Annotated in this window: 21 protein-coding genes and 6 pseudogenes; 8 read left to right on the top strand and 19 right to left on the bottom strand. The window is 67.8% G+C overall.

All coding sequences use genetic code 11. The features are described 5' to 3' along the window. Positions 1-84: 84 nt before the first annotated feature. The 6 genes and pseudogenes from ACFY8O_RS33765 to ACFY8O_RS33745 all read right to left on the bottom strand — a co-directional run. A complete protein-coding gene (locus tag ACFY8O_RS33765; protein WP_387909170.1) occupies positions 85-603 on the bottom strand; it encodes a beta-ketoacyl synthase N-terminal-like domain-containing protein in 519 nt (172 codons plus the stop codon). A 473-nt stretch (positions 604-1,076) separates the two neighbouring features. After that, positions 1,077-1,424: a hypothetical protein gene (locus ACFY8O_RS33760; RefSeq protein WP_387909127.1), complete on the bottom strand. Its 348-nt coding sequence runs from the start codon at positions 1,422-1,424 to the stop codon at positions 1,077-1,079. Positions 1,425-1,530: 106 nt separating this feature from the next. Further along, a pseudogene (locus ACFY8O_RS34480) lies at positions 1,531-1,847 on the bottom strand (IS630 family transposase); the annotation flags it as partial. A 62-nt stretch (positions 1,848-1,909) separates the two neighbouring features. Then, positions 1,910-2,711: pseudogene (locus tag ACFY8O_RS33755) on the bottom strand (transposase family protein). Positions 2,712-2,831: 120 nt separating this feature from the next. Beyond that, positions 2,832-3,365: a ricin-type beta-trefoil lectin domain protein gene (locus tag ACFY8O_RS33750; RefSeq protein ID WP_387909125.1), complete on the bottom strand. Its 534-nt coding sequence runs from the start codon at positions 3,363-3,365 to the stop codon at positions 2,832-2,834. Positions 3,366-3,635: 270 nt separating this feature from the next. Beyond that, positions 3,636-3,784, bottom strand: a pseudogene (locus ACFY8O_RS33745) (IS1380 family transposase); the annotation flags it as partial. A 64-nt stretch (positions 3,785-3,848) separates the two neighbouring features. On the opposite strand from ACFY8O_RS33745, the pseudogene ACFY8O_RS33740 reads away from it, so the two are divergent. Beyond that, a pseudogene (locus tag ACFY8O_RS33740) lies at positions 3,849-4,447 on the top strand (IS5 family transposase); the annotation flags it as partial. A gap of 249 nt (positions 4,448-4,696) precedes the next feature. Here ACFY8O_RS33740 and ACFY8O_RS33735 read toward each other — a convergent pair. The 3 genes from ACFY8O_RS33735 to ACFY8O_RS33725 form a co-directional block, all read right to left on the bottom strand. Further along, the gene (locus ACFY8O_RS33735; RefSeq protein WP_387909123.1) at positions 4,697-5,629 is read right to left on the bottom strand and encodes a LysR family transcriptional regulator; all 933 of its coding nucleotides are present in this window, start codon (positions 5,627-5,629) and stop codon (positions 4,697-4,699) included. 3 nt (positions 5,630-5,632) lie between these two features. Next, complete coding sequence (locus ACFY8O_RS33730; RefSeq protein ID WP_387909121.1) at positions 5,633-6,637, bottom strand: DMT family transporter; 1,005 nt, start codon at positions 6,635-6,637, stop codon at positions 5,633-5,635. An 875-nt stretch (positions 6,638-7,512) separates the two neighbouring features. Next, positions 7,513-8,217 (bottom strand): response regulator, encoded by a 705-nt coding sequence (locus tag ACFY8O_RS33725; protein ID WP_387909119.1) that lies wholly within the window; start codon positions 8,215-8,217, stop codon positions 7,513-7,515. Between the two features lie 362 nt (positions 8,218-8,579). On the opposite strand from ACFY8O_RS33725, the gene ACFY8O_RS33720 reads away from it, so the two are divergent. Continuing rightward, a complete protein-coding gene (locus ACFY8O_RS33720; RefSeq protein WP_387909117.1) occupies positions 8,580-9,455 on the top strand; it encodes a universal stress protein in 876 nt (291 codons plus the stop codon). Positions 9,456-9,507: 52 nt separating this feature from the next. Further along, positions 9,508-10,194 (top strand): helix-turn-helix domain-containing protein, encoded by a 687-nt coding sequence (locus ACFY8O_RS33715; RefSeq protein ID WP_387909115.1) that lies wholly within the window; start codon positions 9,508-9,510, stop codon positions 10,192-10,194. Positions 10,195-10,229: 35 nt separating this feature from the next. Here the strand turns inward: ACFY8O_RS33715 and ACFY8O_RS33710 are convergent, their stop codons facing one another. The 3 genes from ACFY8O_RS33710 to ACFY8O_RS33700 all read right to left on the bottom strand — a co-directional run bounded on the left by ACFY8O_RS33710 (position 10,230) and on the right by ACFY8O_RS33700 (position 13,692). Continuing rightward, the gene (locus ACFY8O_RS33710; RefSeq protein ID WP_387909113.1) at positions 10,230-11,222 is read right to left on the bottom strand and encodes an Acg family FMN-binding oxidoreductase; all 993 of its coding nucleotides are present in this window, start codon (positions 11,220-11,222) and stop codon (positions 10,230-10,232) included. A gap of 20 nt (positions 11,223-11,242) precedes the next feature. Beyond that, positions 11,243-12,178 (bottom strand): universal stress protein, encoded by a 936-nt coding sequence (locus ACFY8O_RS33705; protein WP_387909111.1) that lies wholly within the window; start codon positions 12,176-12,178, stop codon positions 11,243-11,245. An 83-nt stretch (positions 12,179-12,261) separates the two neighbouring features. After that, the gene (locus tag ACFY8O_RS33700; RefSeq protein ID WP_387909109.1) at positions 12,262-13,692 is read right to left on the bottom strand and encodes a nicotinate phosphoribosyltransferase; all 1,431 of its coding nucleotides are present in this window, start codon (positions 13,690-13,692) and stop codon (positions 12,262-12,264) included. 236 nt (positions 13,693-13,928) lie between these two features. Between ACFY8O_RS33700 and ACFY8O_RS33695 the strand changes: the two genes are divergently transcribed. Next, positions 13,929-14,789: a universal stress protein gene (locus ACFY8O_RS33695; RefSeq protein ID WP_387909108.1), complete on the top strand. Its 861-nt coding sequence runs from the start codon at positions 13,929-13,931 to the stop codon at positions 14,787-14,789. A 35-nt stretch (positions 14,790-14,824) separates the two neighbouring features. Here ACFY8O_RS33695 and ACFY8O_RS33690 read toward each other — a convergent pair whose 3' ends face one another. The 3 genes from ACFY8O_RS33690 to ACFY8O_RS33680 form a co-directional block, all read right to left on the bottom strand. Continuing rightward, positions 14,825-15,454, bottom strand: a complete 630-nt coding sequence (locus ACFY8O_RS33690; protein WP_387909106.1) for a CBS domain-containing protein — start codon at positions 15,452-15,454, stop codon at positions 14,825-14,827. 79 nt (positions 15,455-15,533) lie between these two features. After that, on the bottom strand, positions 15,534-16,160 hold the full coding sequence (locus ACFY8O_RS33685) for an Rv1733c family protein (RefSeq protein WP_387909105.1): 627 nt from the start codon (positions 16,158-16,160) through the stop codon (positions 15,534-15,536). Further along, entirely contained in the window at positions 16,123-16,629 is a 507-nt protein-coding gene (locus ACFY8O_RS33680; RefSeq protein ID WP_387909103.1) for a flavodoxin domain-containing protein, read from the bottom strand. The genes ACFY8O_RS33685 and ACFY8O_RS33680 overlap by 38 nt, the downstream gene beginning before the upstream one ends. Before the next feature lie 343 nt (positions 16,630-16,972). Here ACFY8O_RS33680 and ACFY8O_RS33675 point away from each other — a divergent pair, with 343 nt between their 5' ends. The 3 genes from ACFY8O_RS33675 to ACFY8O_RS33665 all read left to right on the top strand — a co-directional run bounded on the left by ACFY8O_RS33675 (position 16,973) and on the right by ACFY8O_RS33665 (position 19,170). Further along, positions 16,973-18,010 carry an alcohol dehydrogenase catalytic domain-containing protein gene (locus tag ACFY8O_RS33675; RefSeq protein ID WP_387909101.1) on the top strand — a complete coding sequence of 346 codons (1,038 nt, stop codon included), beginning with the start codon at positions 16,973-16,975 and terminating at the stop codon, positions 18,008-18,010. 44 nt (positions 18,011-18,054) lie between these two features. Further along, positions 18,055-18,243 carry a universal stress protein gene (locus ACFY8O_RS33670; RefSeq protein WP_387909098.1) on the top strand — a complete coding sequence of 63 codons (189 nt, stop codon included), beginning with the start codon at positions 18,055-18,057 and terminating at the stop codon, positions 18,241-18,243. A gap of 471 nt (positions 18,244-18,714) precedes the next feature. Further along, positions 18,715-19,170, top strand: a complete 456-nt coding sequence (locus ACFY8O_RS33665; RefSeq protein WP_387909096.1) for a universal stress protein — start codon at positions 18,715-18,717, stop codon at positions 19,168-19,170. 41 nt (positions 19,171-19,211) lie between these two features. Here ACFY8O_RS33665 and ACFY8O_RS33660 read toward each other — a convergent pair whose 3' ends face one another. The 3 genes from ACFY8O_RS33660 to ACFY8O_RS33650 all read right to left on the bottom strand — a co-directional run bounded on the left by ACFY8O_RS33660 (position 19,212) and on the right by ACFY8O_RS33650 (position 22,972). Further along, positions 19,212-19,868 (bottom strand): CBS domain-containing protein, encoded by a 657-nt coding sequence (locus ACFY8O_RS33660; protein WP_387909094.1) that lies wholly within the window; start codon positions 19,866-19,868, stop codon positions 19,212-19,214. Continuing rightward, positions 19,865-20,767 (bottom strand): universal stress protein, encoded by a 903-nt coding sequence (locus ACFY8O_RS33655; protein WP_387909092.1) that lies wholly within the window; start codon positions 20,765-20,767, stop codon positions 19,865-19,867. The genes ACFY8O_RS33660 and ACFY8O_RS33655 overlap by 4 nt, the downstream gene beginning before the upstream one ends. Positions 20,768-21,241: 474 nt before the next feature. After that, on the bottom strand, positions 21,242-22,972 hold the full coding sequence (locus tag ACFY8O_RS33650; RefSeq protein WP_387909091.1) for a sensor histidine kinase: 1,731 nt from the start codon (positions 22,970-22,972) through the stop codon (positions 21,242-21,244). Between the two features lie 148 nt (positions 22,973-23,120). On the opposite strand from ACFY8O_RS33650, the pseudogene ACFY8O_RS33645 reads away from it, so the two are divergent. After that, positions 23,121-23,274, top strand: a pseudogene (locus ACFY8O_RS33645) (response regulator); the annotation flags it as partial. A 96-nt stretch (positions 23,275-23,370) separates the two neighbouring features. On the opposite strand, the pseudogene ACFY8O_RS33640 reads toward ACFY8O_RS33645, so the two are convergent. Then, positions 23,371-23,563, bottom strand: a pseudogene (locus ACFY8O_RS33640) (TetR/AcrR family transcriptional regulator); the annotation flags it as partial.

Below are 23,563 nucleotides of genomic sequence, written 5' to 3'. Positions count from 1 at the left end.
GTGGCAAGAGCCGGGATGGTGCCACTGCCGCCGTCCGTCCCTGGCGCGGGTCGGCGCCGGGTCACGTGGCGCACGGTCAGGTGGTCACGCTCCCCGGGGGGAGACCGAGCCCGGGGAGGGCAGTGCGAGTGTGGGCGTCGTCGAGGGCGCCGCCGCCCGAGCCCGGTCAGAAGTCGTACCGCGTCGGCGGCGACGTGGAACTCCTGCGCCGAGGGCGCGGACTCCGTCACGGCGACGTGGTCCGCGTCCTCGGTGGAGGAGGCGAAGCTGTCGTCGGCCGGCCGCCCAAGGGTTGGCGCGGGAGTGAGGCGAGCCAGCACCGGCCAGTGGTGGCGGCGTGCGGTGGAACTCTTGGGCGAGAGCCAGGAGAAAGACGCCCTCGTGGGCCGCCGGGGCACAGCTGTGGGGGCCCGTGAGCTGGGATCCGGCATCCACGGCCAGTACGAGGGCGAGCTCCGTCTCGCCGGTGACGAGGTACGCGGCCGCGGTGTCGAGAGCCGTGGCCGTCGAGGTGCGGCCCGTGTCGAGGCAGATGCTGGCTCCTCGCAGATCGTACCGGGCGGCCAGGCGGGAGGGGATGACGTTGGGCAGGACCCCGGGCATCGCGTCCGGGCCGGCCGGGGGCACGGCTGCGCGTGCCCGGTCGGGAGCCACCCGGCGGTTGCGGAGCCACCGGGTGGTCACGCACGGCGCGGGTCAGGGCGTCGGCGTGGGCGCGCAGGGCGTAGTGCACCAGGGCGGACGGCACGCCGCTATTGGCGGCGAGAACGGCGGTGCGGTCGCGGACCGGCTCCCAGATCGGCCCGTGCTCGGTGGCGAAGCGGTGCGCCGTCTCCCGAGCCAGCGTCTGAGCTCTGTCGACCGCGCGGACCGTCAGGGCGGGCAGGCCCACCGAGGCGAAGGACGGAGGCTCCTCGTCGAAGCGCGGGCGGGGAGCGGGACCCGTCCCGGCCAGCCAGGTTCGCACCGCGTCGGTGGAGGAGAAGCCCGGCAGGTGCGCGCTCAGCGACCAGGACCAGGGGGTCCGTACAGGCTTCCCGCGGACCGGGGGAACCGTTGGTGGCCCGGACCACGGGTCACCGAGGAGAAGGTGCCCGTTGGTGCCGGCGAAGCCGAACGCCGAGACGCCGGCGATCCGGGGCCGGCCGGGCCTTGGCCGTGGTGGGGATCTCCAGGCTGCCCAGCGGCAGGGATGGCTGCCGGAAACCATGCTGAGCCAGGATGCGCTCGTGCCGCATGGCCAGCAACACGTGCGCCACGGACGCGGCGCCGGCGGCCCACCCCGCGTGCCCGATGAGGCTCTGCCCAGACCGGTGACCTCGGCATGCTCGGCGAACCCAACTGCTGGTACAGAGCCGTGAAAGACCCGCAGCGCAGCGGAAGCCGGTCGCAGTGAGTGATCTTGAGATTCGCCCTTCAGCCACCCACGGTCGCGGGGTCTACGCGACTCGTTCCTTCGCGCCGGGCGAGGTGGTGGAATGCTGTCCAGTTCTCGTCGTTCCGGCCGGCTGTAGGAGACGTGGAGTTTCCCCGCGAGGCCGTCCACCCCTGGTCCTCCACCCAGCCGTGCGCGGCCGGGCCTTGGTCCAGATACACGGCGAGCTTCTCCGGACAGCGCGGTGCCAGGCGACACCGCGACCCAGCCGGGCCGCGCGATGCCAGCGCCTCGATCCCGCCCGTCGCGCCACAACTGGTGTGCTGGTAGGCCGACTTCGAAGCTACCCGCAGTGGCTGGGTCACCTCCGACGCTTGACCCTTTGCCCGAACAGCTGGGCCGCCTGTACCCGCACCGACCCCCGGCGCAGCCGTCCCGCGGCGGTCAGCCCGTCACCATCTGTAAATCTCACACACCATCGGATACAGCCACCGCTTCAGGCTCATCAGGCACTTAGCACAGATTGCACGTCTTTCATGCTGAATAGTCGCAGGTCAGCAGGGTGTGGACGGCTTGGACGATCGTGCCGATGCGGCGTGTGGAGCTGCTGGCCCGGCGCAGGATCTGCCAGGTCTTGAGTCGGGCGAAGGCTCGTTCGCCGGGCGCTCGGAGTCGGGCGTGGTCGCAATTGAACTGCTGGTAGTGCGTGGGCTGCTCGCGATGGTGGTAGTAGGGGGTGCGGAAGGTGGCGCCGCACCCTGGTATGCGCGGTCGGCGAGCACGAGGATCTGCCGGGTGGGGCAGGCTTGCACGATGCCGCGTGCTCGGGCCGCAGTCAGGTCGTGGGTGCGGCCCGGCGTCGCGGGAGAACCAGAGCGGGGTGCCATCCGGACGCGCGACGACCTGGACGTTCATCCCGTGCCTGCGATATTTCTGGGAGTAGTACGGCTGGTCCGCGCGGATCCGGTCGGTGGGGATGAGTGTGCCGTCGACGATGACGAAGTCTCCTTCGCCTAGGCCAACGAGGGCCTCATGCAGGCCGGGCGCCCTGGCGGCCAGGACCTTGAGGGTCTCGTCCACGTACCGCCAGGCGGTTGCTTCGGGGACACCGAACCCGGCTCCGACCTGGGCGAAGGTCTCGTTCTTTCACAGGTGGGCCAGCGTCAGAAGGGCCTGCTTGAAGCAGGTCAACCTTCGCCAGGGCGAGCGCAGTTCACGCCTTCGGGCGTAGATGAGCCACGAGACGTGCTCGACCAGCTCGTGCGGGATGTCAAGCATGGAAGGATACGGAACCAACGAAGCCCTCCGCCGTCGGCGTGATGAAGGGGATCACCACACCAACGACGAGGGGCTTCGCCACGTCACCACCCCTGCTGAACAGCCCGTTTCATCCCTCAAGCACCAGGATGAAAGACGTTCGTTCACCCTGACGCGCCGAAGTCAGTGGGGGTAGGGCTCAGAGGAGCGGGAAGGTCAGCCGCTGGAACGGGCCCCCGATTTGCCATGTGTCCCAGTCGCGTCCCTCCTGGCGCGGGGTGAGGACGTTCCCGGACCCGTTTGCCACTGCCATGTACATCGCGCCGTTCAAGGTGTACAGCTCCCAGCGCTGGTAGGAGCTGGAGGTGTCGCACGGCTGCATCGTCACCGTCTTGTCCAGGCCGCTCAGCTCGGCGGTCATGCACAGGCCGAGCGTCGCAGCGCGGGCATTGGTGACCTGAGAGGTGAGCGGATTGAAGAGCCATCGCTCGGACAGGTCGGTCGCCGAGCACGGGTCCATGCGGATCGTGTGCGGCGCATCGCTCTGCGGGTAGGCACACTCGCCGTACTCGACGCTGCGGATCTGGAACGTCAGCGGCAGCGGGCCGGAAGACTCCGCGGCCTCCGCGGTGCCCTGCAACGCCCCCGTGAGGACAGCGCACGCCAGGACCCCCTTGAAGATCCGACGCCGCGCCAATGTTTTGAACGGACGTAATATCATTACTTCCTCCATGCCGACACTGGTGTTTGGAGACCGGTACCTCGGAAGCGGCACTGGACGAGAGCGATACTGCCCGCACCCGGACCGCAGTTCACTAATGACTCTCCTCAAAACAAGGATGTCACCCGCCATTAAGGCTGGCGAGAATTTGAAGGCGTGTACAGAGGTGGGCTCAGAAGGTGTGCAAAGTTTCTTGCGATGTCAAGAAATAAGCCTGAAGGCGTGCCTAACCTCGAAGTTTCATGGCGGTCCCCCGACGGAGTCGGTGGACCGTTTCCGTGTCAGGGGCACGATCTCCAGCCAGATGCACTGGGCCGTGCGGTGCAGGGGCAGGTTCCGCAGGCCGGTGGCCCGGGCAGCCCGAATGCGGTCCTCGGCTCTCGCCCGCAGCCGGTGAGCAGCCCGAGTTCGGCGATCGGCCTGCCGGCAGACTGCACGTCTGCCCGCCTGTGCCGGCGTCGGCAGCGGCCCGTACCGGAGCAGTGACCAGCGCCGCGCCGGATCATGGACGTGGTGTTGTACGTGGATCGGACAGGGATTCCCTGGCGCTATCTTCCCCACGACTTCGCGCCGTGGGAAACCGTCGAGGGATACTTCGCCGCCTGGCAGCAGGATGGCGTGTTTGACCAGCTCAATGGCCTGCTCCGCCGACTTGTCCGGAAGGCCGCAGGCCGGGACGCCGAACCGAGCGCATGCGTCCTGGACACCCAGAGCATCAGAACGTCGGCCAACGTCCCGGCCGCCGGCCAGGGCATCGACGCGGTCAAGAAGATCGCGGGCCGCAAGCGCCATATCGGCGTCGACCCTCGGCCTCCTCGTGGCGGTCCGGGGTCACCGCAGCCAGCGTCTCCGCCAACGTCGGCGGTATCCATCTGCTCTCGCACATCGCCAAGGCCCATCCCGGAGTCACCGAGGCATGGGCCGACAGCGGTTATCGAACCAAGGTCATCGACCACGGTGCCACCCTCGGCATCGACGTCGAGGTCACCCGCCGCGACCCTGGCCAGAAGGGCTTCAAGGGCATCGCCCGGCGCTGGGTCGTCGAGCGGACACTCGGCTGGCTCATGAATCACCGCCGCCTCGCCCGCAAATACATCTTGCCAGAGCCACATACGCGAGTACGCCGACAACTGGCGCCATTGAGCACCCGCTGGAGCCGATGCAGGCATATGCGGCTGCAGGCCAGTTCGAGCAGGCCCTGGGAGAGATCGGCGCGGCTGTGTCCGCGACCGCGGGGGACGACGGACTCCACAAGGCTTTCGGCTCCCCCTCCTGCAGCCTCATCCGCCGGCGAGGCCTGAAGGAACATCGCTCATGATCGTGTGACGAGCTCACCTGACCGTTCACGCAGGCCGCTCGGCGCCGGGAGGTGCGGCGTCGTGGAGGAGTCGTAGTACGCGCTGCAGGTCGGGGCGCTTGCTGGTTCCTGCGCGGCTGACGGTGAAGACGGACCGGGAGAGGGGGTGGAGCAAGGGGTGGAGGCTGAGGAACTCGGTGGTGTCGGGTAGTGCCATGCGAGGGATGAGGGCAGTACCCGCTCCCGCGGCGACCAGGGCCGCCAGCACGCCGAAGTCGCTGCTGCGGGTCCTGATGTCCGGGACGAAGCCGGCTGCGCCGCAGGCGCGTTGGATCATCTCGTAGCAGGAGGTCTCCGGCCCCGGGGTGAGCCAGGGCAGGTCTGCCGCGCGGGACAGGTCCACCGGCTGGCCAGGCCGCAGGCCGAGCTCGCCGGCTTGGCGGGGATGCAGGGCGAGCAGGACCGGTTCCTCCATGAGGAGGGTTTGCTCGTAGGTGGCGGGGAAGTGGCGTGGCAGCGCGGTGTAGCTGTGGACCAGGGCGAGGTCGGTGGAACGCTTGTGCAGTTCGTCGAGGGCCTCGTCGGGTTCCTGCACGGACAGCCGCAGCGACAGTTCGGGAGCGGGATCGCTGTCGGCCAGTCGTCGCCACAAAGGCGCGATGAGGGTGCGGGCGGCGGAGGCGAAAGCGGTGATCCGCACGATGCCGCGCCGGCCGCTTTGCAGGGCTTCCAGGCCGGACTCGGCTGCCGCGAGTTCCGCGAGGATGATCTCGGCATGGGCCACCAGCAGTTCCCCGGCTGCGGTCAGGCGCAGCGTGCGTCCCTGCTTCTCCACCACCGGTGTACCAGCCTCCTTCTGCAGGGCGGCGAGGTGCTGGGAGACCGCAGGTGGGGTCAGGTGGAGCGCCTCCGCGGTGGCCGCGACGGTCCCGTACACGGCGAGGTGCTGGAGGATGCGCAGGCGGCGTACATCGAGCACGGTCTACTCCTTGGTCGGGCCGGGGCCGGAGACGGTGTCCACGATGCGGCGCGGACTGCGGGTGTTCTCGCTGTTCGGGGTCAGGGGCTGGTCGGCCGCCGCGTGGACGGGGGTGCCTCCCGGCATTCTGCGGGCGCGCTGTGGCTGGTTGCGTCGGTTAATCACGATCACTCCCGCGACGCTGACCGCTCCGCCCACCAGCTCGATGAAGTGGGGTACCTCACCCAGCCAAACGAAGGCGATGCACAGAGCCACCGGCGGGACCAGGTACAGGGCGGCGGTGGAGGCGGCGAGCGGCAGTCGGGCGACGGCATACCCCCATATGACGAAGCCGAGCGCAGAGGGAAACAGGCCCAGGTAGAGCGCCCAGGCCAAGGCGTCGGCCGGTGCGTGCAGGGCTGCGTGCCAGGTGGCGGGGGCCAGCGGCAGAGCGAAGACCGTGCCGGCGACCATCGCGTAGGTGGCGATCTCAAGGCCGGTGTAGTGACGCAGCAGGGGCTTGGTGGCGACGTGGTACACGCCTTGGACCACTGCGGCCGCCAAGACGACAAGGGCGGAGACGCTAAGCCCGCCGGGGCCCTTGGCCATGCTGACGATGGCCGCGCCCACGAGCGCAACGACGCTGCCGAGGACGATGTTGCGGCTCACGCGCTCCCTGAGAAATAGACTTCCGAGCAGCACGCTGAAGGCGGGGACGATCGCGATCAACAGGCTTGCCGTCCCGGCAGCCACGTTCACCTCGCCCCAGTTGAGCAGGAGCTGGTAGGCAGTGATGCCGGTCGCTCCGCACAAGGCGATCATGGGCAGATCCGGGAACCGGGGCACGCGGACATGCGCGAACGGCGCCACGAGCAACAGAGCACCGGCGGCGATCACGATCCGCAGGAAGGACAGGGCCTGTACCCCCAGACCGTCCACTCCGACTCGGATGGCGGGAAAGGCCGAGGCCCACAGGACCACGGTGCCCGTCAGGGCGAGGAAGGGCGAAGAAACGAGGCGTGACTGCATACGGTCTAGCATCCACATCCGGAAGGTAAAGTTCCATTTAGACTTGGATGCAGAACCCGTTAGTCGCGCTTAAAAGAGAGTTTGTCCCGGCGGGCACCGTCACCGTGCCCGCCACCGTCTCGGTGGCGAACCGCTCCTGATCTCACCGGCACGATCGGACCGTAGCCAGTAGCGCTCCGGCCCGCCCCACGATCTTTCCTCGAACCCAGCGGCAGCCCTACGTCGTGGTTCCAGCCCTGTTTGTCAACGGCCGCTACATGGTCAAGAACGACGGGCTGGACTGCTGCCCAGCAGGCTTCCACGTCCCGAGCGGCCCTGCGTGCATCATCTGATGGTCTCCGTGCTGATCGATGTCCTGGGCCCCGCTCGGGTCCAGCGCTGATAGCCGGGCAATGACGCCGCTCATGGTGTCCTGGGTGGCCGCTTTGAAGGCACCTCCACCACCGACTGCTGGCCGGCCGGACCGGGCCGCTGAGGCTGAGGGCTGGGAGACGAGGACGCCCCCCAGTCCCCCGTGACGAGCGACCGCGTAACCTCCCACGCCGGTGGCCCAGCTCCGGCCGGGAACCATCTGGCCGCGGTCCACGCGGTCCGCGACGTCATCGAGAGCCACCGCGGCCCCGACCGTGTGCCGCCGGGTGCGTAGGCGTACGCACTCACCCACCGGCCCGGCCACCATCACCACCTCACCCCGCCGGTGCGCCGAGCTCGCATGGGGCGCTGCGCCGGTGGCGTCCACGCTGGCCCGGGACACGGGCGGGCCGGTCATCGGCATGCGGCTGGTGTGCGAGCTGACGGCCGTCGGCGTCGGACGAACCCGTGTGCGCCCACGCGCGTGGGCGACCCACGCCGCGCTGCCCTGTGGCGGCTCCACGTCAGCCGTCTGCGCCCTCCTGCTCTTCTCGGTCCTGCGCCTTCGTGGCGATGACAGCAGCCTGGACGCGGCGCTCCACTCCGAGCTTTGAGAGGAGACGCGAGATGTGATTCTTCACCGTCTTCTCGGAGAGATAGAGCCTCTTGCTGATCTGTCGATTGGTGAGACCGTCGCCGATCAGTTCCAGGATTGACCTCTCCCGGTCCGACAGCGTGGAGAGCCGCCCATCCCCCTCGGAGTGGGGCGCTGCAGGTACACGCAGCGACTGCATGAGCCTGCTGGTGGTTGCCGGGTCTAGCATCGACTGCCCGCCTGCCACGGTCCGGACAGCCGCCACCAGGTCCGTTCCCCTGATCTCCTTGAGCACGTAGCCGGCCGCGCCGGCCATGATGGAGTCGAGCAACGCGTCCTCTTCGTCGAACGACGTCAGCATCAGGCAGGCGAGATTTGGCAGGCGGGAACGCAGCTCCCGGCAAACGCTGATCCCGTCGCCGTCCGGCAGCCGGACGTCGAGTACCGCCACGTCCGGTCGCAACGCCGGCCCCCGGGCTGTCGCCTGGTCCGCAGTGCCCGCCTCGCCCACGACCTCGAGGTCGGGCTCGGCGTCGAGGAGGTCGCGCAGCCCGCACCTCACGACCTCGTGGTCGTCAACGACAAACACCCGGATCGGCCGTTCCCCGACTGCGCCGGCCCGCACATCTGTCATTCTCGTCCTCCGGCTCCGCTGCCGCGGGGCGTGCGTGTCACCTCGCAGGACCAGTGTCCCTTCATCGTGTCTTGCTGGCGCAGACAGTGGTCCCGCCCGTCCTGATCAGGGATTTCTGGCAGGGAAACGTCGGCCCCGGCCACGACGCGCGCCTTCCCTCTATCGCTGCCCATGACCGCCTCGCCGTTTCGTTCACGTCCCCTCACTTCCACATTGCCCGCAGCTGCGGGGCCGCGCCACACGGGAACGTATTGACTGCGCGGGGGCCGAACGGCCCGCACGGAGGCCCTTCCGGCCCTCCTCTCGTGCGGTCCATGCAGGCGAGGCTTGGAGCAAGGCGTCGCCCCCAGGAGGAGCTGACCATGTCCCGCGTCGTCACTGCCGGAATCGACGGTTCACAAGAAGGCCTGGTCGCCGCTGAATGGGCGGCAGGTGAAGCAAGGCTGCGTTCGTGCCTCCTGCGCCTCGTATACGTGTGGAAGGACACGGCCTCGCCCGCCGGCATCTACGCCCCCGACCCCGACATCGAGCGCCGTGCGGCGGAAGCTCTGCTGAACGAAGCCGCGGAACATCTTCGACCGGCACATCCAGACCTGCGGATCGAGACCCAGCAGAAGTCCGGGTCGCCGGCGGAGGAGCTCAGCGGGGAAGGCGCCCGCTCAGAGCTTCTGGTCCTGGGATCGCGCGGATTCGGTGGTATCAGGGGGTTCGTCGCAGGGTCGGTGTCGTTGGCGGTACTCGCCCGAATGCGGAGCCCTCTGGTCCTTGTCCGCAACCGATCCGGGCGGGAAGCGGCGCAGACGTCTGATCGCGGGGACGTGGTTCTCGGACTTGACCTTCCGAGGGCGAGCACCGACGCACTGGCTTTCGCCTTCGCAGCAGCCGACCGCTACCGGTGCGGCATGAGGATCGTCCACAGCTGGTCCCTGCCCCCGGTGTACGGGATGGGTGCGACGGATGTCGTCCCCACACTCATGAGGGAGACAGCAAACCAGCGCCGAGAGGAGATGACCGTGGCGCTGGCGCCGTGGACCGAGGCCTACCCGCACGTCCCTGTGACACGGGACTGCCGTCAGGGGCACCCGGCACAAGATTTGGTCGAGGCTTCGGGCGAGGCCGGACTGGTCGTCGTCGGGCTGCGCCACCGCGACGCGCCGCTCGGCAGTCACGTCGGGCCGGTCGTCCACTCGGTCCTGCACCACACGGCAGCACCAGTTGCTGTGGTACCGCACGACTAGCCCCCGCATGCACCCCGCATGCACCAGGCCCGAGCCCAGGAAGTGAGAAACGATGGCGGACTCAGGAAAGGACGAGCAGGAAGTCGAGGCTCCTGCGACCGGCGATTTCGGCAGGCGTACAGCCGCACGCCGCGAATACCTCGGTCTGTCCCGACGAGACGTCGCGCACCGCACCGCATCGGCTCCGGGATACATCGAGTACGTGGAGACACAGCCCGGCAGCCACGGAATGGGCTTCATCGTGCGCCTTGCCCATGCCCTCGAGACGACCGTCGACGAACTCACAGGCGCCACCACCGACCTCCCCCCAGGATCAGGACGTGCGGCGGCTCACCCCCAGCTGGTGGAGCTGAGCGTGGAGGAGTGCTGGGAACTGATCGGCGGCCACGGCGTCGGACGGGTGGTCGTCAGCCATGAGCGTCGCCCTGCCGTGTACCCGGTCAACTACATCACGGTCGGGAACAGGATTGCCTTCAGGACCTCTCCGGCCTCCGGTCCCGCGCAGGCGGCCGGGGAAGAGACGGCATTCGAAGTGGACCACATCGACGACGCCTTCAGCCGGGGATGGAGTGTCCTGGTCGTCGGCGAGGCCAGGGCTGTCTCGGACCCTCCGACAGTCGAACTGCTCCAGAAGGAGGCGGGCCCTCGCAGCCCCTGGGCCGGCGGCGACAGAGATCTGTGGGTGGAAGTGACTGCCACCAGGGTGACCGGGCGCCGCATCACCACCGGTGACCCCTGACAAGGCCGGTTTCGGCCCGCCCTCCCCCTATCGGTTCACCGCCTCCCGGCATCGACCTCCAGCACATCGTCCACATCACGACGAGGAGTGGCGGGGACCGAGGGGCCGTACCCGAGGCGGAGCAGCATCTGAGGAAACGAAGCGTCCGAGCCGGAACGCGGATCACGCAACAACCAGCGAAGTCCCGCATGTTCGAGCGCTTGCGAGTTGAGTGACGTGGACAGTCCTCCGGCCGTTGCCCGCAGTAGTACCCGCTCCAGGGCCTGGCCGGCCAGCAGCCAATCCTGCGGGCGGTCCTGGGGCGTCCCCAGCACAGCGAGACACGGTGAGTGCTCGAAGACGGCAGATCGCCGGTCCGGCGTGGGCCGCCCGAAAGCGAAGTCTCTTACCGGTGCCCGGCCTCCGTGACGACGCGGTCCAAAGGCAGAGGTCGGAATGCCATCCGTTTCACCCGGGCCCGTCCCCGTCCACTTCGCGATTTCCGCCCGTTCCTCCAATGACAGGTGCTCGTCCTGCTCAGCCTCCTCCACCACATCCAATACCGCCTCCACGTGCCACGCTCCAAGCACGGACAGGCCGGCCCCCTCTGCTTGGGCCGCGTCGCGGAGCGCTCCGAGCAGAGCCGGCGGAACCGGCTCCTCCGCGAAAGGCTCCCTGCTGCTGCGCCGCCTGGCGATCGCTGTATACAGGTCTGTGACGTTGTCAGAGGCCGTTGTCGCGGCGAAGTGGACGCGCGCGAGGAGACCGGGATCGGCCGGATCCGGCAAGGGGCGGATACGCGTGGACCACCCGGCGTGGGCGGCGGCCACGCGAAGATTGAAGAGCGCGGCTCCACAGCCTACGTGCATGCCGCGGTTGTCGGCGTCGGTGCGCGGCATCGACCGTGTCATGTCGAGACGCAGATACAGGAGCCCGCTCGCCGTCACGTACCGGAAGTGCCACGGCTGAGCATTGTGCATGGAAGGGGCCAGGATCGCGTCACTCACCCAGGCGGTCACCTCCGCAGGATCGGCATGTCGAGTCGACATCAGGATTCCTTCCGGCCAGTTCACGGATGTGGAACGATTGCGACAGGTGATGCGGCGTGATGGATGACCGCGTGCGCCACATGCCCGAGCAGGGGTCCGACGGCGAACGGCCGCTCGCGACGGCCTACGATCACCAGATCGGCGTCCGATGAGGCATACACCAGCTCCGCCCCAGGGGCTCCCATCACCACACCGACCTGCGCGGTGACCTCCGGGAACCGTTGCCTCCACGGCTTGACGGCCTGTTCCAGTGCCTGCACGATCCTGTCGGCGAGCTCATTACCCAGGCCGGGATCGGTGGTCTGTGCGTGCGCGTAGGTGGGCGGCAGGGCCCAGGCATGCAGAATCCGGAGCCTGCAATGGCGCCGCGCTGCCTCACTGAAGCCGAATCCCAGGAGGGACTCGTCGGCCTCTGAACGTCTGAGGTCGACACCGAGCAGAAGCTGTCCCGGCGGATGTTTGATGTGTGGTTCCTGCTCCCCCCGGGCGGTCTTCCCACCGCGGACAAGCACTACGGGGCAGGGCGCGGCCGCCGCCACGGGCAGGGACGTGGTGCCGACGACGAAGCCCGCGATGCGATCCAGCCCTTGTGACCCCAGCACCAGCAGGTCCATGCTCCCTGGCGTGCCGGCCTCGGCCAGGAGTGCCTTGGAAGCGAGACCCATGCCGCTCACGTTCTTTGCGCTGACGGCCAGGCCTGGATGCGCGTGTTCGGCTTCCGCCGATGCCGCCTCCAGCATTCTCTCGAATCCGGGGGAGCCCTTCGGCTCCGACGGAGGAGCGCTGGCGGGAGGCCAGGGCGCGACGTGTTCGACGTCTTCAGGCGGCACCGGCCGGTCCTGAACGTGGATGATCCGGAGCGGCACCTCCCGCAGTACCGCCTCCTTCGCAGCCCAATTCACGGCTGCGAAACTTTCGGGCGAGCCATTCAGCCCTACTGTCACACCGCCTGGCATGTCGCTCTCCTCTCAGGGAAGGATTGCGCGTTCCTGAGGAGCGACATCGCAAGAGCGCACGTCGGGGCTTCGGTTCTTGCACATCACCGCCGCTCCGCCTGTCCGCAGGAAGGCCGGCTCGGATCAGCCGCTGCCGGCGAGGCATGCGAGACACTCGTGTCCTGTTCACCGGCCTCCCGGGCACGACGCTGCTCGATGTCACTCGCGAGATGGCTGCGGACACTGGAGGTCAGCTCCCTGAGCCGGGCGGAAGTGGCGGGGAGGGGCGATTTCGGCTCCTTGATCCGGCAGGCGTCGGGTGGGAGTGCGGCCAGATCCTTGATGAAGCGCTGGTGCGCCGCGGCCAGAGTGTCCGGCTCCGCGACACGGCGCCCCGACTCCATCACCGTCTGCAGTACATTTTCCCGGCCATCGGGTACTGCCTCGTCAGCCAGCGCTATCACGTCGTCCAGGCCGTCCGCCCGCAGGATCTGCTTGCGTCCGGGCGCCGTGACCTTGGCCGCGGAAAGCTTCATGACCGGCATGCTGTCGTACTCCACCAACTTGTATGCCGAGTCGAGGTAAGGAGCGTCGGCCGAGGTTCCGACCTTGGTGCCGACGGCATAGACGTCTATGGGGGCGTCAGCTCGTACGAGGCGGTCGATCCGGTACTCGTCGAGGCCGCCGCTTGCGATGACAGCGACTTCGGGTAGGCCTGACCGGTCCAGGATGTCGCGTGCCTGGCGGGCGAGGGCTTCCAGGTCCCCACTGTCGAGACGGACTGCGCAGCCCCTGCCACGCTGGAGGGTGTTGAGCACACGGGCCGCTGTCATCACACCGTTGAACGTGTCGTAGGTGTCCACCAGGAGTGTGACCGGTCCGGGAGTGCTGCGCGCGAACGCCAGAAAAGCCGCCTCCTCGTCGCCGAACGCCTCGATGTACGAGTGCGCCATAGTGCCGGAAGCGCGCGTCTCCCAGCGCAGTGCGGCGGCGACGTTGCTGGTGCCCGCGAATCCGACCATGGTGCTGACCCGGGCGGCCTGCATTCCCGCCTCCGGGCCGTGGCTTCGGCGCAGCGAGAAGTCGATGACTGGATGCCCCGCCGCGGCCAGGACACACCGGGCAGCCTTCGACGCGACAGCCGTCTGGTGACTGATCTGGCTCAGCAGCCATGTCTCCACGATCTGTGCTTGTGGCAGGGCAGCAGTGACCTCGAGCAACGGCTCACCCGTCAGAACGATCCGTCCTTCGGGTACCGCTCGGACCTCGCCCTCGAAGCGGAGACCGACGAGAGCCCGCACGTCCTGTTCACTGCGCCCCAGAGCCGAGGCGAAATCCCGTGCGTCCTCTTCGGTCACCTCGAAGTCCGTGAGAAAGCTGAGAATCGGCTCCAGCCCCGCGCTGACCAGGAAACCGCGGTCTCGGGGCAGATCACGCACGAACAGGCTGAAGGTCGCTTGCCGGGTCATGCCCTCCCGCAGGTAGGAGAGAGCCATCGTCGCCTCGTACAGATCCGTGGTGGTCGCGTGCGACATGGCTTACCACTTCTCGTCGACAGGCACCGGGCCCCACTCCGCCCCGGCGTGGCCTTTCTCCACATCCAGGCTCGTACGAAGGCGCACCGGATGTACAGGGCCGAGTGGGTACCTCGGCAAGCGGCACAACAGCGTGCACCAGGGACTGTCGGCCCGCGAAGCGGGCCTCGTGACCCCTGCCCCGCAGCGGGTCACCGAGCCACCGTGGATACGGGGCACACACTCGAGGAGGACGCATGACGCGTTCCGCTGAACAGGAGATCGTGGTCGGCATCGATCCACTCGACCCTTCGGTGCCGACGCTTGCTTGGGCTGCCGGCGAAGCGGGACGGAGGAATCAGCCTCTCCGGCTCGTGCTCGCCGTTCCTCCTCTTCACGACACGCAGCACGTCGATTCGACGCCTGAGCGGATGTCGCTGCGGGCTCGAGGCCGACAGGCCCTGGAGTCCGCCCGTGAAACTGTTCTGCGTCTGCTTCCGGGGGCGCAGGTGGTGACCGAACTCACCTACGGTCGGCCCGCTGCGGTGCTGTGCCTGCGCTCAGAGGGCTCCGCCAGCATGGTCGTGGTCGGTTCGCATCGCCTCAGTACTCCGGCAGAGCTCCTCAGCACGCGCTCGGTGGCCGCGCCGCTCAGCGCACAGGCAGCTTGCCCGGTCGTGGTCGTGCGGGCGCCGGAGAGCACGGCGGATCCCTCCGCCCGCCTCGTCGTAGGTGTGGACGGCAGCGGACCCTCCCTCGAAGCCGTGCGGTTCGCATTCGAGGAGGCCGGGCTGCGCCGGGCCGGGGTGCATGCTGTGGGGGTGTGGCAGCACCGTGCCCTGGGTCTGAGGGAGGAGTTCGACAGCGCGGAGTGCGCGCGGCTTCTCGCCGCTACCGTCGCGGAGCAGGTCCAAGATCACCCTGATGTGAACTGCACGCAAGAGGTGTGCAGCGGGCATCCAGTGGAAGAACTCGCACGGGCCTCCGCAGATGCCCTGGGCCTCGTCGTCGGAAGACGCGGCAGCGGTGGCTACACCGGCATGAGACTGGGATCCGTGGCACACGGCCTCCTGCACCGGGCCGAGTGTCCTGTCATCACAGTGCCAGGGGCCGGCTGAGGTGTTCCCGTCCCGATGTGCGAGGGACGGCCGGTCTACGAATGCCGGAGACCGAGGCGGATGTCGACCACACCCTCGATCGCCCGTACGGCGCGCGCGACGAGTGGCACCATGGCCCGGTCGGGCAGCACTCCCCCCAGCGTGACGACTCCGTCGACGACGCGGGCCTCCAGGCTTGCTGTGTCGGAGAGACCGGACAGTACCTCCGTGGCTTCCGCCGCTATGTCCTCGTCGGAGCGCAGGAACACCTTGAGAAGGTCGCCTCTGCTGATGATCCCTTCCAACAGGCCGCCACTGTCCACCACCGGCAGGCGTTTCACCTGCCGCCGCGCCATGATCCTCGCTGCCTCGCCCAGGGATGCGTCCGCGTGCACGGTGATCGCGGGACTCGACATGAGGTCTTCCGCGGATACGGCGTGCGCCTTGGCAGCGTCCACGGGCCGGCTTCCCGGCTCCGGCTCACCGCCGGGACGACTCTCCTCCTCGAGAAGCAGGTCGGCCTCCGAAACCACCCCGATGACCCGTCCCTCGCCGGCCAGCACCGGCAGAGCGCTGACCTTCCACTGGTCCAGGAGTTGCACGATCTCCTTGTATGAGGCACGACTGCCCACGGCGATGGCTGTGTGGGTCATCAAGTCGCTCACAGTGTGTGGCGAGGTCCTCATCGCAATCTCCTTTTCGGACAATCTCAGGATGCCGGCGCCCGGCCTGAGGCAGATGAGCGCCCGGTCGGCGTCGGGTTGCTCAGATACGGCGACGCCATTCGGGTTCCACTCTGCTCCACTCCGCCTCCCAGCCCGCTGCTCGCCGGCGGTCGCAGGCGATCCGCAGGAGAAGGCCTGCCAGGGCGCCGCACCCGAGGGCAACGGCCGCACTGCTCAACCCTCCCGTCACGGCCGTCGCCCACACGTCGTGGCCGTCGGACGGCGCCGAGGTGATCCGGCCGGACCGATCCAGCCAGACGGTCATGTGCTGCCCTCGTTCGGCGCCCGGAGGCGCCTGTGCCTGCGCCGTGGCATGGGAGCCATCGCCGGCGGTCCACCGAATCGGCACCGGGACGCGTTCCGAACGCCCCGACTCGTCCGTCCACGGCGCGGACTTGGCGGCATCCCGCAGGATCTCGGCTCTCACAGCATGGCGTGTCGCACGCTGCTGCTCCACCACGGACTGTTCATGGTGCAGTGCCGCCATCCCGTTCGTCACGCCGAGGACCGACGCGCACGCGACCACGACGGCACAGAGGAGGAAACGCAGCCGGGTCTCGAGAACGTCGACGCCGCGTTTCAGCGGATTGTCGCTCCTGACACGGCCCCAGCTCCCTGCACGCATCGGATCACGAGCTTTCAGGTGCCTTGATTTCAGCGGCGACACCCCGCGCCCACGACGCCACGGCGTCGAAGTCGCGGAATTCGCCGCCTCGGCCCTCCTCCAGGACCATGCGTGCGACGTGGCCGCGGGCGCCCGTCTCAAGTCGGCCCCCGAACGTGACGTGGTCGCGGGCACGAACTCTGTCCATGGCCCTGCGCGCGCTCGGAACGGGCGGGATGTTCCTGTCGGAAGCCGAGCGATCCAGAGGCCCGCTGCTGAAACCCCATACAGTCCGCCGTCGCAGGGCCTTACGGTGCCGTCGCGCCATGCGTACCGCTTCGCGGCGCCACCGGCCCATGTACAAAGCGCTACCGATCAGCACCGCGTCGTACTCGTCCACCGCGGTCACCTTCGAGGCAGGCAGGCAGTCTGCCTCCAGTCCTTCGTCCCGGAGGATTCCGACGATGAACCGGGCGAGCTCAGCGGTTGAACCGTACTTCGTCGCGTACGCGACCAGAACACGGTGGGGCACCGCACTTCATCACCTTTCGTGGAACACGCTGGCGGAGTGGACGCAGCTGCCTCGCCATCTGCCACTTCCCACCTTCCGCAACAGCGGGCGTGCGGAAAAGGGGCCGTACGAACCCTGCGGGCGGACCGATCGGCCCTCCCGTACGGGCGAACGTACGGCGGCCGTCGAAATCTCGAGAAATGGGGCCGAAGGTCCCCCCGGTTTGCCCCGTCGGTCTCTCGGCCCCGACAGCCCATCGGACCGACACTGATCCAAGGGCAGCGGCATGAGATGGCGGGAAGCGCCCCCGCTGCCCACGGACGTGCGGGCGGGAGCCGGAGTTCGGGCCCAAGGAGCGAGAACGATGCACGCATACGTCTATCAGGGCCCCGGCCAGGGCTCGTGGGAGTCCGTGAGCGACCCGGGGATCGAGCAGCCGACCGATGCCGTGGTCCGGGTGGACGCGACCACGGTCTGCGTGGGTGACCTCCATGCTCTGCAGGGCGAGGTCTCCGACGTGCGGCCAGGGACCATCCTGGGACATGAAGCCGTCGGCGAAGTGCTGGATGTCGGTACCGAGGTGCACGACATCGTGCCGGGAGACGACGTCATCGTCTCTTCCATTTCCTCCTGCGGTCACTGCATGGCCTGCTGGCAGGGTGTCTTCGGCCAGTGCACACAAGGAGGGGGCTGGCTCCTGGGTCGCGAGGTGGGCGGAACCCAAGCCGATTTCGTCCGAGTCCCCTTCGCCGACCACTCGGTCCACAAACTTCCCTACGGCATGGATCGGGACACAGCTGTGCTGTTCTCCGAAGTAGCGCCTACCGCGTTCGAACTCGGTGTGCGCAACGGAAAGGTCCGCCCCGGAACTGTCGTGGTCGTGGTGGGGGCGGGGCCGATCGGCCTGGCCGCGATGATCATCGCGGGAATCTACTCCCCCGCCCGAGTGATCTCGGTGGATCTGTTGCCTCAGCGCCTGAGCGCTGCGAGGAGCATGGGCGCCGATGACGCCGAACTTCCGGGACGCTTGATCGCAGACCTGTCGGAAGGCCCCGGAGCCGATGTCGTCATCGAGGCCGCAGGAAGCTCCGACAGCTTCGTCCTGTGCACACAGGTCGTACGTTCCGGCGGGCGTATCGCGAACATCGGCATGCACGAGACACCGGTCAGCCTGCACCTCGAACAACTGAGCCGAAAGAACATCACCATCAGCACCGGCCAGGTGGACACCTCCTCCATCCCCTGGCTTCTGGACGTGCTGACGCCCGAACACGTGGAAGCAATCTCACGGATCATCACAGAAAGACGTGAAATCGAAGACATACGAGCTGCCTACGACATCGCATCCCGTGCGACCTCGACGAACGCGCTGCGCACGATCCTGCACCCGGGCCGTCAGTGAAAGACCCTTGGGCATGCCCGTGACGCTCCGGAGCGACTATTATCATGTTCTCCTCGATGCAGAATTTTCCCTGCGAGGATCTGGTCCTCGACTACGAGGATTCGCTCCGCAGTGGCGCCGCCCTGAATTTCGCAGCAGAGCCGGCCGGACGACTTGGAGCAACGCTGCACGTGGTGCACGTCATCGACCTGAACGACAGGAAATCCGGTGCTGCGCATCAACCAGGTCGCTGAACGGTATGCCGCTTCAGTAATTGTCGCAGAAGCCTCCACCCCTGGCCTGGCTGGTGTTTTGCACCGCTCCCTCACAGGATCCGTACTCAAACAACTGGTGAGAAGCACAGAGAGAGTTCTCATAGTTGTCCCGCGACATATGCGTCCTTTATGCCTGAACTGCACTCCGGAATGCAGGGTGCGCCAGGGCGGCCGAGAGAATCAGCAGCGGTCTGTCCGAAGCGCATCCGTCATGTCCCAGCAGGTGGCTGTGTACCACCGGGACGCGCCATCGCGCGCCAAGAGAGCTCCGCCGAATGGTCGGTACCACGCCGTCGCGCATCTCATCGATTCGGCGCAGCGTGGGCCCGGATGCGCGACGAAGGACCTCCAGGACCAGGACGTCACCGGCCGCTGCATTCCCGAGTGGCGCTACTCCCGCAACGCGGGCACCGTGGTCGGTGAACGACTTGGACGAACGATGAGGCGGTCATGGGCAACGATACGGAAGCCACCCCCCGCGTCGTGGTCGGTGTCGACGGCTCCAACCCCTCCCAGGAGGCTCTCCGCTGGGCAGCGCATCACGCTCAGCTCACGGGGGCCGTCGTCGAGGCCGTGTGCGCCTGGGACACCCCTTCGGAGATCGGCTGGGCGGGGCCCGCGACCGAAGCCGAATTCGACCTGGAGCGCGCTCGCCTCCGCTTCACAGAGGGGATCCGTGCTGTGTTCGGCGACGTCAAGCCCGCCGAGGTGCACGAGATGCTGGTGCAAGGTGACCCTTCCGAAGTCCTGATCAGGGCTTCGGAAGGGGCGGAGCTGCTCGTGGTCGGCAACAGAGGACGCGGGGCCTTCGCCCGGGCCATGCTGGGTTCGGTGAGCCAGCGGTGCGCGCAGCACGCCAAGTGTCCCGTTGTCGTCGTGCGAGCTGAGGCAGGTAACGAGCACTGAGGCCGCGCCGCACGAGAGAGTCCACACCAGGCTCGGGGGTGTCACGGCGTGCTGGGACCCTCCAGAAGGCACTGGGCGTCCACCACACCCTCGACGGCTGCGGCCAGACGTTCGGCGAGCGGGATCAGATCGGCATCACGGACCGTCCCGCTGATCGTCACGCGCCCTTCCCTTACGTGCACGCGCATGTTCCGGGCTGAGACCGGGAAAAGGCGTTCGACCACTTCCTGCCGCACTTCGTCGGCGAGTTCCTCGTCCGGGCGCAAGAACACCTTGAGCAGGTCGGCTCGGCTCACGATCCCTTTGAGTACCCCTTGGCTGTCGACCACCGGGAGGCGCTTGATCCCGTGGAGCGCCATGAGTCGGGCAGCCTGCGGAAGTGTCGCGTCCGGGGGGACGGTGACGGCCGGGGAGGACATGAGGTCGCGGGCGGTCACTGCCCCAGCCTTGGCATAATCCGTCAGGCGGTCTCGCTGGCCGATCATGGTCGCGTCCCGGTCCCGCAGTTCTTCTTTCGCGAGCAAGTCCGCTTCGGAGACGATACCCACTACTCGCCCCTCCCCCTCGAGGACGGGAACAGCGGTCACCTGCCACTGGTTGACCGTGGTCACTATCTCCTTGAAGCGCGCATCAAGGCCGACCGCGACGACTGTCCGGGTCATCACGTCGCTCACGTGGTGAGGTGATCGGTACTTCATGGTGTCGTCCCATCCGCGGCTGCAACTCCGCGAGATACCACGGCCACAGGGCAGGCCGCGTGATGCAAGACCGTGTGCGCGACCCTGCCCAGTTGCATGCCGGCCTGACCCGGCCGTCTTTGTGCTCCCACGATCAGGAGGTCAGCCGCCGCCGAGAGTCTGAGGAGGACTTTCCGCGCCGGGCCCTCTGAGACGACTCGTCTCAGGGCGACGTCCGGATAGTCGTGCTCTGCCTTCGCCAACGCCTCGTCGAGCAGGCAAGAAGCCTGCGCTTCGTAGGAGGGAGACGGCTCACCGACGACACGCGGGTGATCAGCCGTTTCATGGGACGGCCAGCGCCAAGCCCGCACGACATCCAGCCCGCAGGTCCGCAGCCGAGCCTCGGCGAAGGCGAACCGTACTGCCGGCGAGTCCACGTCGACATCGCCGATACCCAGCACGATCCGCCCGTGCGCCCCCTCCAGACCTGCCTTGTCTCCCCGCACGACGACCACCGGACAGTGTGCCCTGGCAGCAACCGCCAGGCTCACCGACCCGAGTAGCATCCCCGCGATCCCACCGCGCCCTCGCGAGCCGGTGACCACCGCGAAAGCACGCTGTCCCTCTTCCAGCAACGCACCGACCGCTTCCTCGGGCAGCACGTCGGTTGTCACCCGCACACTCGGCACCCGACGTCGAACGCGTTCAGCTGTGGAGCCGACGATGTTCTCGGCCATCACCTGGCTTCCAGACCGCGCGAGGCTGGTTACCAGGCCAGAACCCTCATAGCGATGCCATAGGGAGGCGTACACGAGGCGCAGGGGTACTCCGTGGCGGAGCGCTTCGTCGGACGCCCAGTCGGCCGCGAGGAGACTCGATGCGCTCCCGTCCACCCCGACCACCATGGGGCCAGTCACCATGGCACTCACCGCCCTGTGTGCTGCGTGCCTTACCGCGTACCGCCACCGTCCCACCGGCCTGACACCCGAACCCAGGGCCGACCGGGTCCCTCAGAAGACCAGGCGGCCCTGGAGAGCCCTCCGCAGCAGACGAACGACAGGGATCAGGGGCAGGGGAAGGGCGAGGGGTCCGAAGAAAGGCATGGAGCGAGCCCCTGACGTACGTACGCTGAGAGACGGCTCCACGGCTCTGATCACGCGCGCGGTCCATCCGACACCCAGCGAGCGCCAGCTGCTACGACGGCATGTCGGCATAGGGATGCGCGCTTCCTTGCTGCAGGATGTCGATCGGCTGAACCGTCAGCGGCTCGCGTGGCGTGGCTGCGCAAGCCCGGTGGCCGACCGGCCCCTCGGCACTCCCCAGAAACGCGCTTCGTGCCGCCGGCGGCACTCCATTCCAGGAAGGCGTCGAGGCGGGCGAGCACCACGCGATCGCTACTCAGACGGGCCGGCGCTGCCCTCCGGGGTAAGCGGAACCGACCAGGTCACTGCTGTACCCCCGTTCTCCGGCGTCCTGATCTCCAGAATTCCTCCTGCTGCCCGGGCGCGCTCGTCGAGGTTGTTCAAGCCGCTGTATCCGGCGTCCTCCGGGATGCCCGCGCCGTCGTCGGTGACTGTCAGAGTCAGACGGTCGGGCGTGACGCGCAGGTGTACGTCGACCGACTGAGCTTGTGCGTACCGCGCGGCGTTGCTCAGCGTCTCGACGAGTACTGCCTCCACGTGATCGGCAAGCAGTGCCGGCACACGGGTTTCCACGAGCCCCTCGATGCGCAGGGCCGGCGGGAAGCCGAGAAGCGTCGTGGCCGCCTCGACCGCCTGCGCGATACGGCTGCGCAGGCCCGGGGAGGCTTCACCGACAGTCTCGTGAGTACGAAGGCCGAAGATGGTTGACCGAATGATCTTGATTGTCTTGTCCAGATCGTCGACCGCCCTGCTGATCCGCTGCTCGCCCTGCGGATGGGTCACGAACCGTTGTGCACTCTGCAGTGTCATGCCGGTGGCGAACAGCCGTTGGATGGCCAGGTCGTGCAGGTCACGCGCTATGCGGTCCCGATCCTCCAGCACAGCTGTCCGTTCGGCGTCCTTGCGACGTTCAGCCAGTTCCATGGTCAACGATGCCTGGCGGGCAAACGCCTCCAAAGGCTCCGTCTCCTCGCGGGAGAAGCCGGTTTTCCCTCTTCTCCGGGTCAGCAGCAGTACGCCGTGCACTACGCCACCCGACCCTATGGGCACCGCAACCGCCGGCCCGAAGCCGGACCATCGCCCATTGTCCTCCCTGCTTCTCGGATCGCTCTCGATGTCGGAGCTCTCGCACGCTCCTGTGCGAGTGAAGGCGGTGCCGAGGTAGCCGCGACGCATGGGCACGAACGCCCCGTGATGCCGTTCCCCCTCGTCACCGCCGGCCAGGACGATCCGAAGTTTGCTCGTCCCCTCGACGGGAACCGCGATCATGCCGAGGTCGGCGGAGACGTTCGCACAGACACGGTTGAGGATCAAGGCCATCACCTCGGCCCTGGGGCAGCCGGACAGCAGACTGTTCGTGACTTCGGAGTTCGCTGCCAGCCAGCGTTGGCGGCGACACGACTCCTCGTACAGTCGTGAGTTCTCGATGGCTATACCCGCAGCAACGGCCAGCGTCAGCAGAACCGACTCGTCTTCCGCATCGAATTCGGCAGCGCCGCGCTTCTCGGTGAGATGCAGGTTGCCGAAGATCTGGCCTTTGACCCGGATCGGAACACCGAGGAAAGAATGCATCTGCGGATGATGCGGCGGAAAACCGCCCGACGCCGCATGCGCGGACAGTTCCGGCAGTCGCAGCGGTGTCGGGTGACGGATCACCTCGCCCAGCAAGCCGTGACCGACGGGTAGCTCGCCTATGGCGGCCCGCTGCTCGTCACTCACGCCCACCGGAATGAACTCAGCTAGCCCGCCGTCATCACCGATCACGCCGAGCGCACCGTACTCGGCGTCCACGAGGGCAGTGGCTTCCTCGACTATGCGGCGCAGCACCTGCGCGAGCTCAAGTTCACGACCGACCGAGAGAACGGCCTCGAGAAGACTGAGTACGCGATCAACGGAGCCACGGCGGGACGCGTCGAGTCGGGCGTGGAGCCGGCTCAACGATTCATCCGCTCTCGGCCCGGTCTCCGGATCAGCCTCACTCACGACAGGCACCTCCTGTGAGCGCCGGTCAAAGGTATCCGCCTCCACCGTATGGCCGGTGGAGACAAGCCGCGCGCTCCACGCGATCGACCGGTCATGAACTGCGGAAACCCTCCTCCGAGCCGAGCAGGCGTCACGTGGGGGGGATACGGACGTCGTCGTGCTCGACGTGCGGTTGACGGACGGCGACGGCATAACCGTCTGCAGAGAACTGCGTTCTCGCATGCCGGATCTTGCCTGCCTCTCTGACCTCGTTCGACGAGGAGGAGGCCCTAGCCGATTCCATCATGGCGGGAGCAGCAGGTTCTGATGCGCTGCTCGGGCCCGGGGCCACCCACTACGCCCGCTACCGTCCCGGACACCGCGGTTCACCTCCTGGCCTCCGTCTTGTCCCGCCTCCCTTATCGCTGCACGGGGATCCGTACCCGGGCACGGGCGAGCAAGCCGGCTGGGTCTGGTGTCGCCTGTAGGGACTTGAGCGTCAGCAGCCACCACTGACCGATCTGCTCCCCCACGGCCCGCCCGCCCGGCAGGTCGTCGGTCAGCGTGCAGAGCCCGAAGAAGGCGCACACGAGCGTCACAGCCGCGGCCGAC

Origin of the sequence: Streptomyces argenteolus (assembly GCF_042902585.1) — a bacterium.
GTDB classification, from domain to species: Bacteria; Actinomycetota; Actinomycetes; order Streptomycetales; family Streptomycetaceae; genus Streptomyces; species Streptomyces argenteolus.
This window is presented reverse-complemented; position numbering and strand designations above follow the sequence as displayed.

Coding starts and splice junctions, on each gene's coding strand:
- ACFY8O_RS33710 (WP_387909113.1), bottom strand. CDS start 11,222: ATGTCGACTCGACATGCCGATCCTGCGGAGGTGACCGCCTGGGTGAGT.
- ACFY8O_RS33655 (WP_387909092.1), bottom strand. CDS start 20,767: ATGGTGACTGGCCCCATGGTGGTCGGGGTGGACGGGAGCGCATCGAGT.
- ACFY8O_RS33700 (WP_387909109.1), bottom strand. CDS start 13,692: ATGTCGCACGCGACCACCACGGATCTGTACGAGGCGACGATGGCTCTC.
- ACFY8O_RS33665 (WP_387909096.1), top strand. CDS start 18,715: ATGGGCAACGATACGGAAGCCACCCCCCGCGTCGTGGTCGGTGTCGAC.
- ACFY8O_RS33670 (WP_387909098.1), top strand. CDS start 18,055: ATGTTCTCCTCGATGCAGAATTTTCCCTGCGAGGATCTGGTCCTCGAC.
- ACFY8O_RS33705 (WP_387909111.1), bottom strand. CDS start 12,178: ATGCCAGGCGGTGTGACAGTAGGGCTGAATGGCTCGCCCGAAAGTTTC.
- ACFY8O_RS33730 (WP_387909121.1), bottom strand. CDS start 6,637: ATGCAGTCACGCCTCGTTTCTTCGCCCTTCCTCGCCCTGACGGGCACC.
- ACFY8O_RS33675 (WP_387909101.1), top strand. CDS start 16,973: ATGCACGCATACGTCTATCAGGGCCCCGGCCAGGGCTCGTGGGAGTCC.
- ACFY8O_RS33715 (WP_387909115.1), top strand. CDS start 9,508: ATGGCGGACTCAGGAAAGGACGAGCAGGAAGTCGAGGCTCCTGCGACC.
- ACFY8O_RS33695 (WP_387909108.1), top strand. CDS start 13,929: ATGACGCGTTCCGCTGAACAGGAGATCGTGGTCGGCATCGATCCACTC.
- ACFY8O_RS33690 (WP_387909106.1), bottom strand. CDS start 15,454: ATGAGGACCTCGCCACACACTGTGAGCGACTTGATGACCCACACAGCC.
- ACFY8O_RS33725 (WP_387909119.1), bottom strand. CDS start 8,217: ATGACAGATGTGCGGGCCGGCGCAGTCGGGGAACGGCCGATCCGGGTG.
- ACFY8O_RS33765 (WP_387909170.1), bottom strand. CDS start 603: ATGCCCGGGGTCCTGCCCAACGTCATCCCCTCCCGCCTGGCCGCCCGG.
- ACFY8O_RS33720 (WP_387909117.1), top strand. CDS start 8,580: ATGTCCCGCGTCGTCACTGCCGGAATCGACGGTTCACAAGAAGGCCTG.
- ACFY8O_RS33750 (WP_387909125.1), bottom strand. CDS start 3,365: ATGGAGGAAGTAATGATATTACGTCCGTTCAAAACATTGGCGCGGCGT.
- ACFY8O_RS33660 (WP_387909094.1), bottom strand. CDS start 19,868: ATGAAGTACCGATCACCTCACCACGTGAGCGACGTGATGACCCGGACA.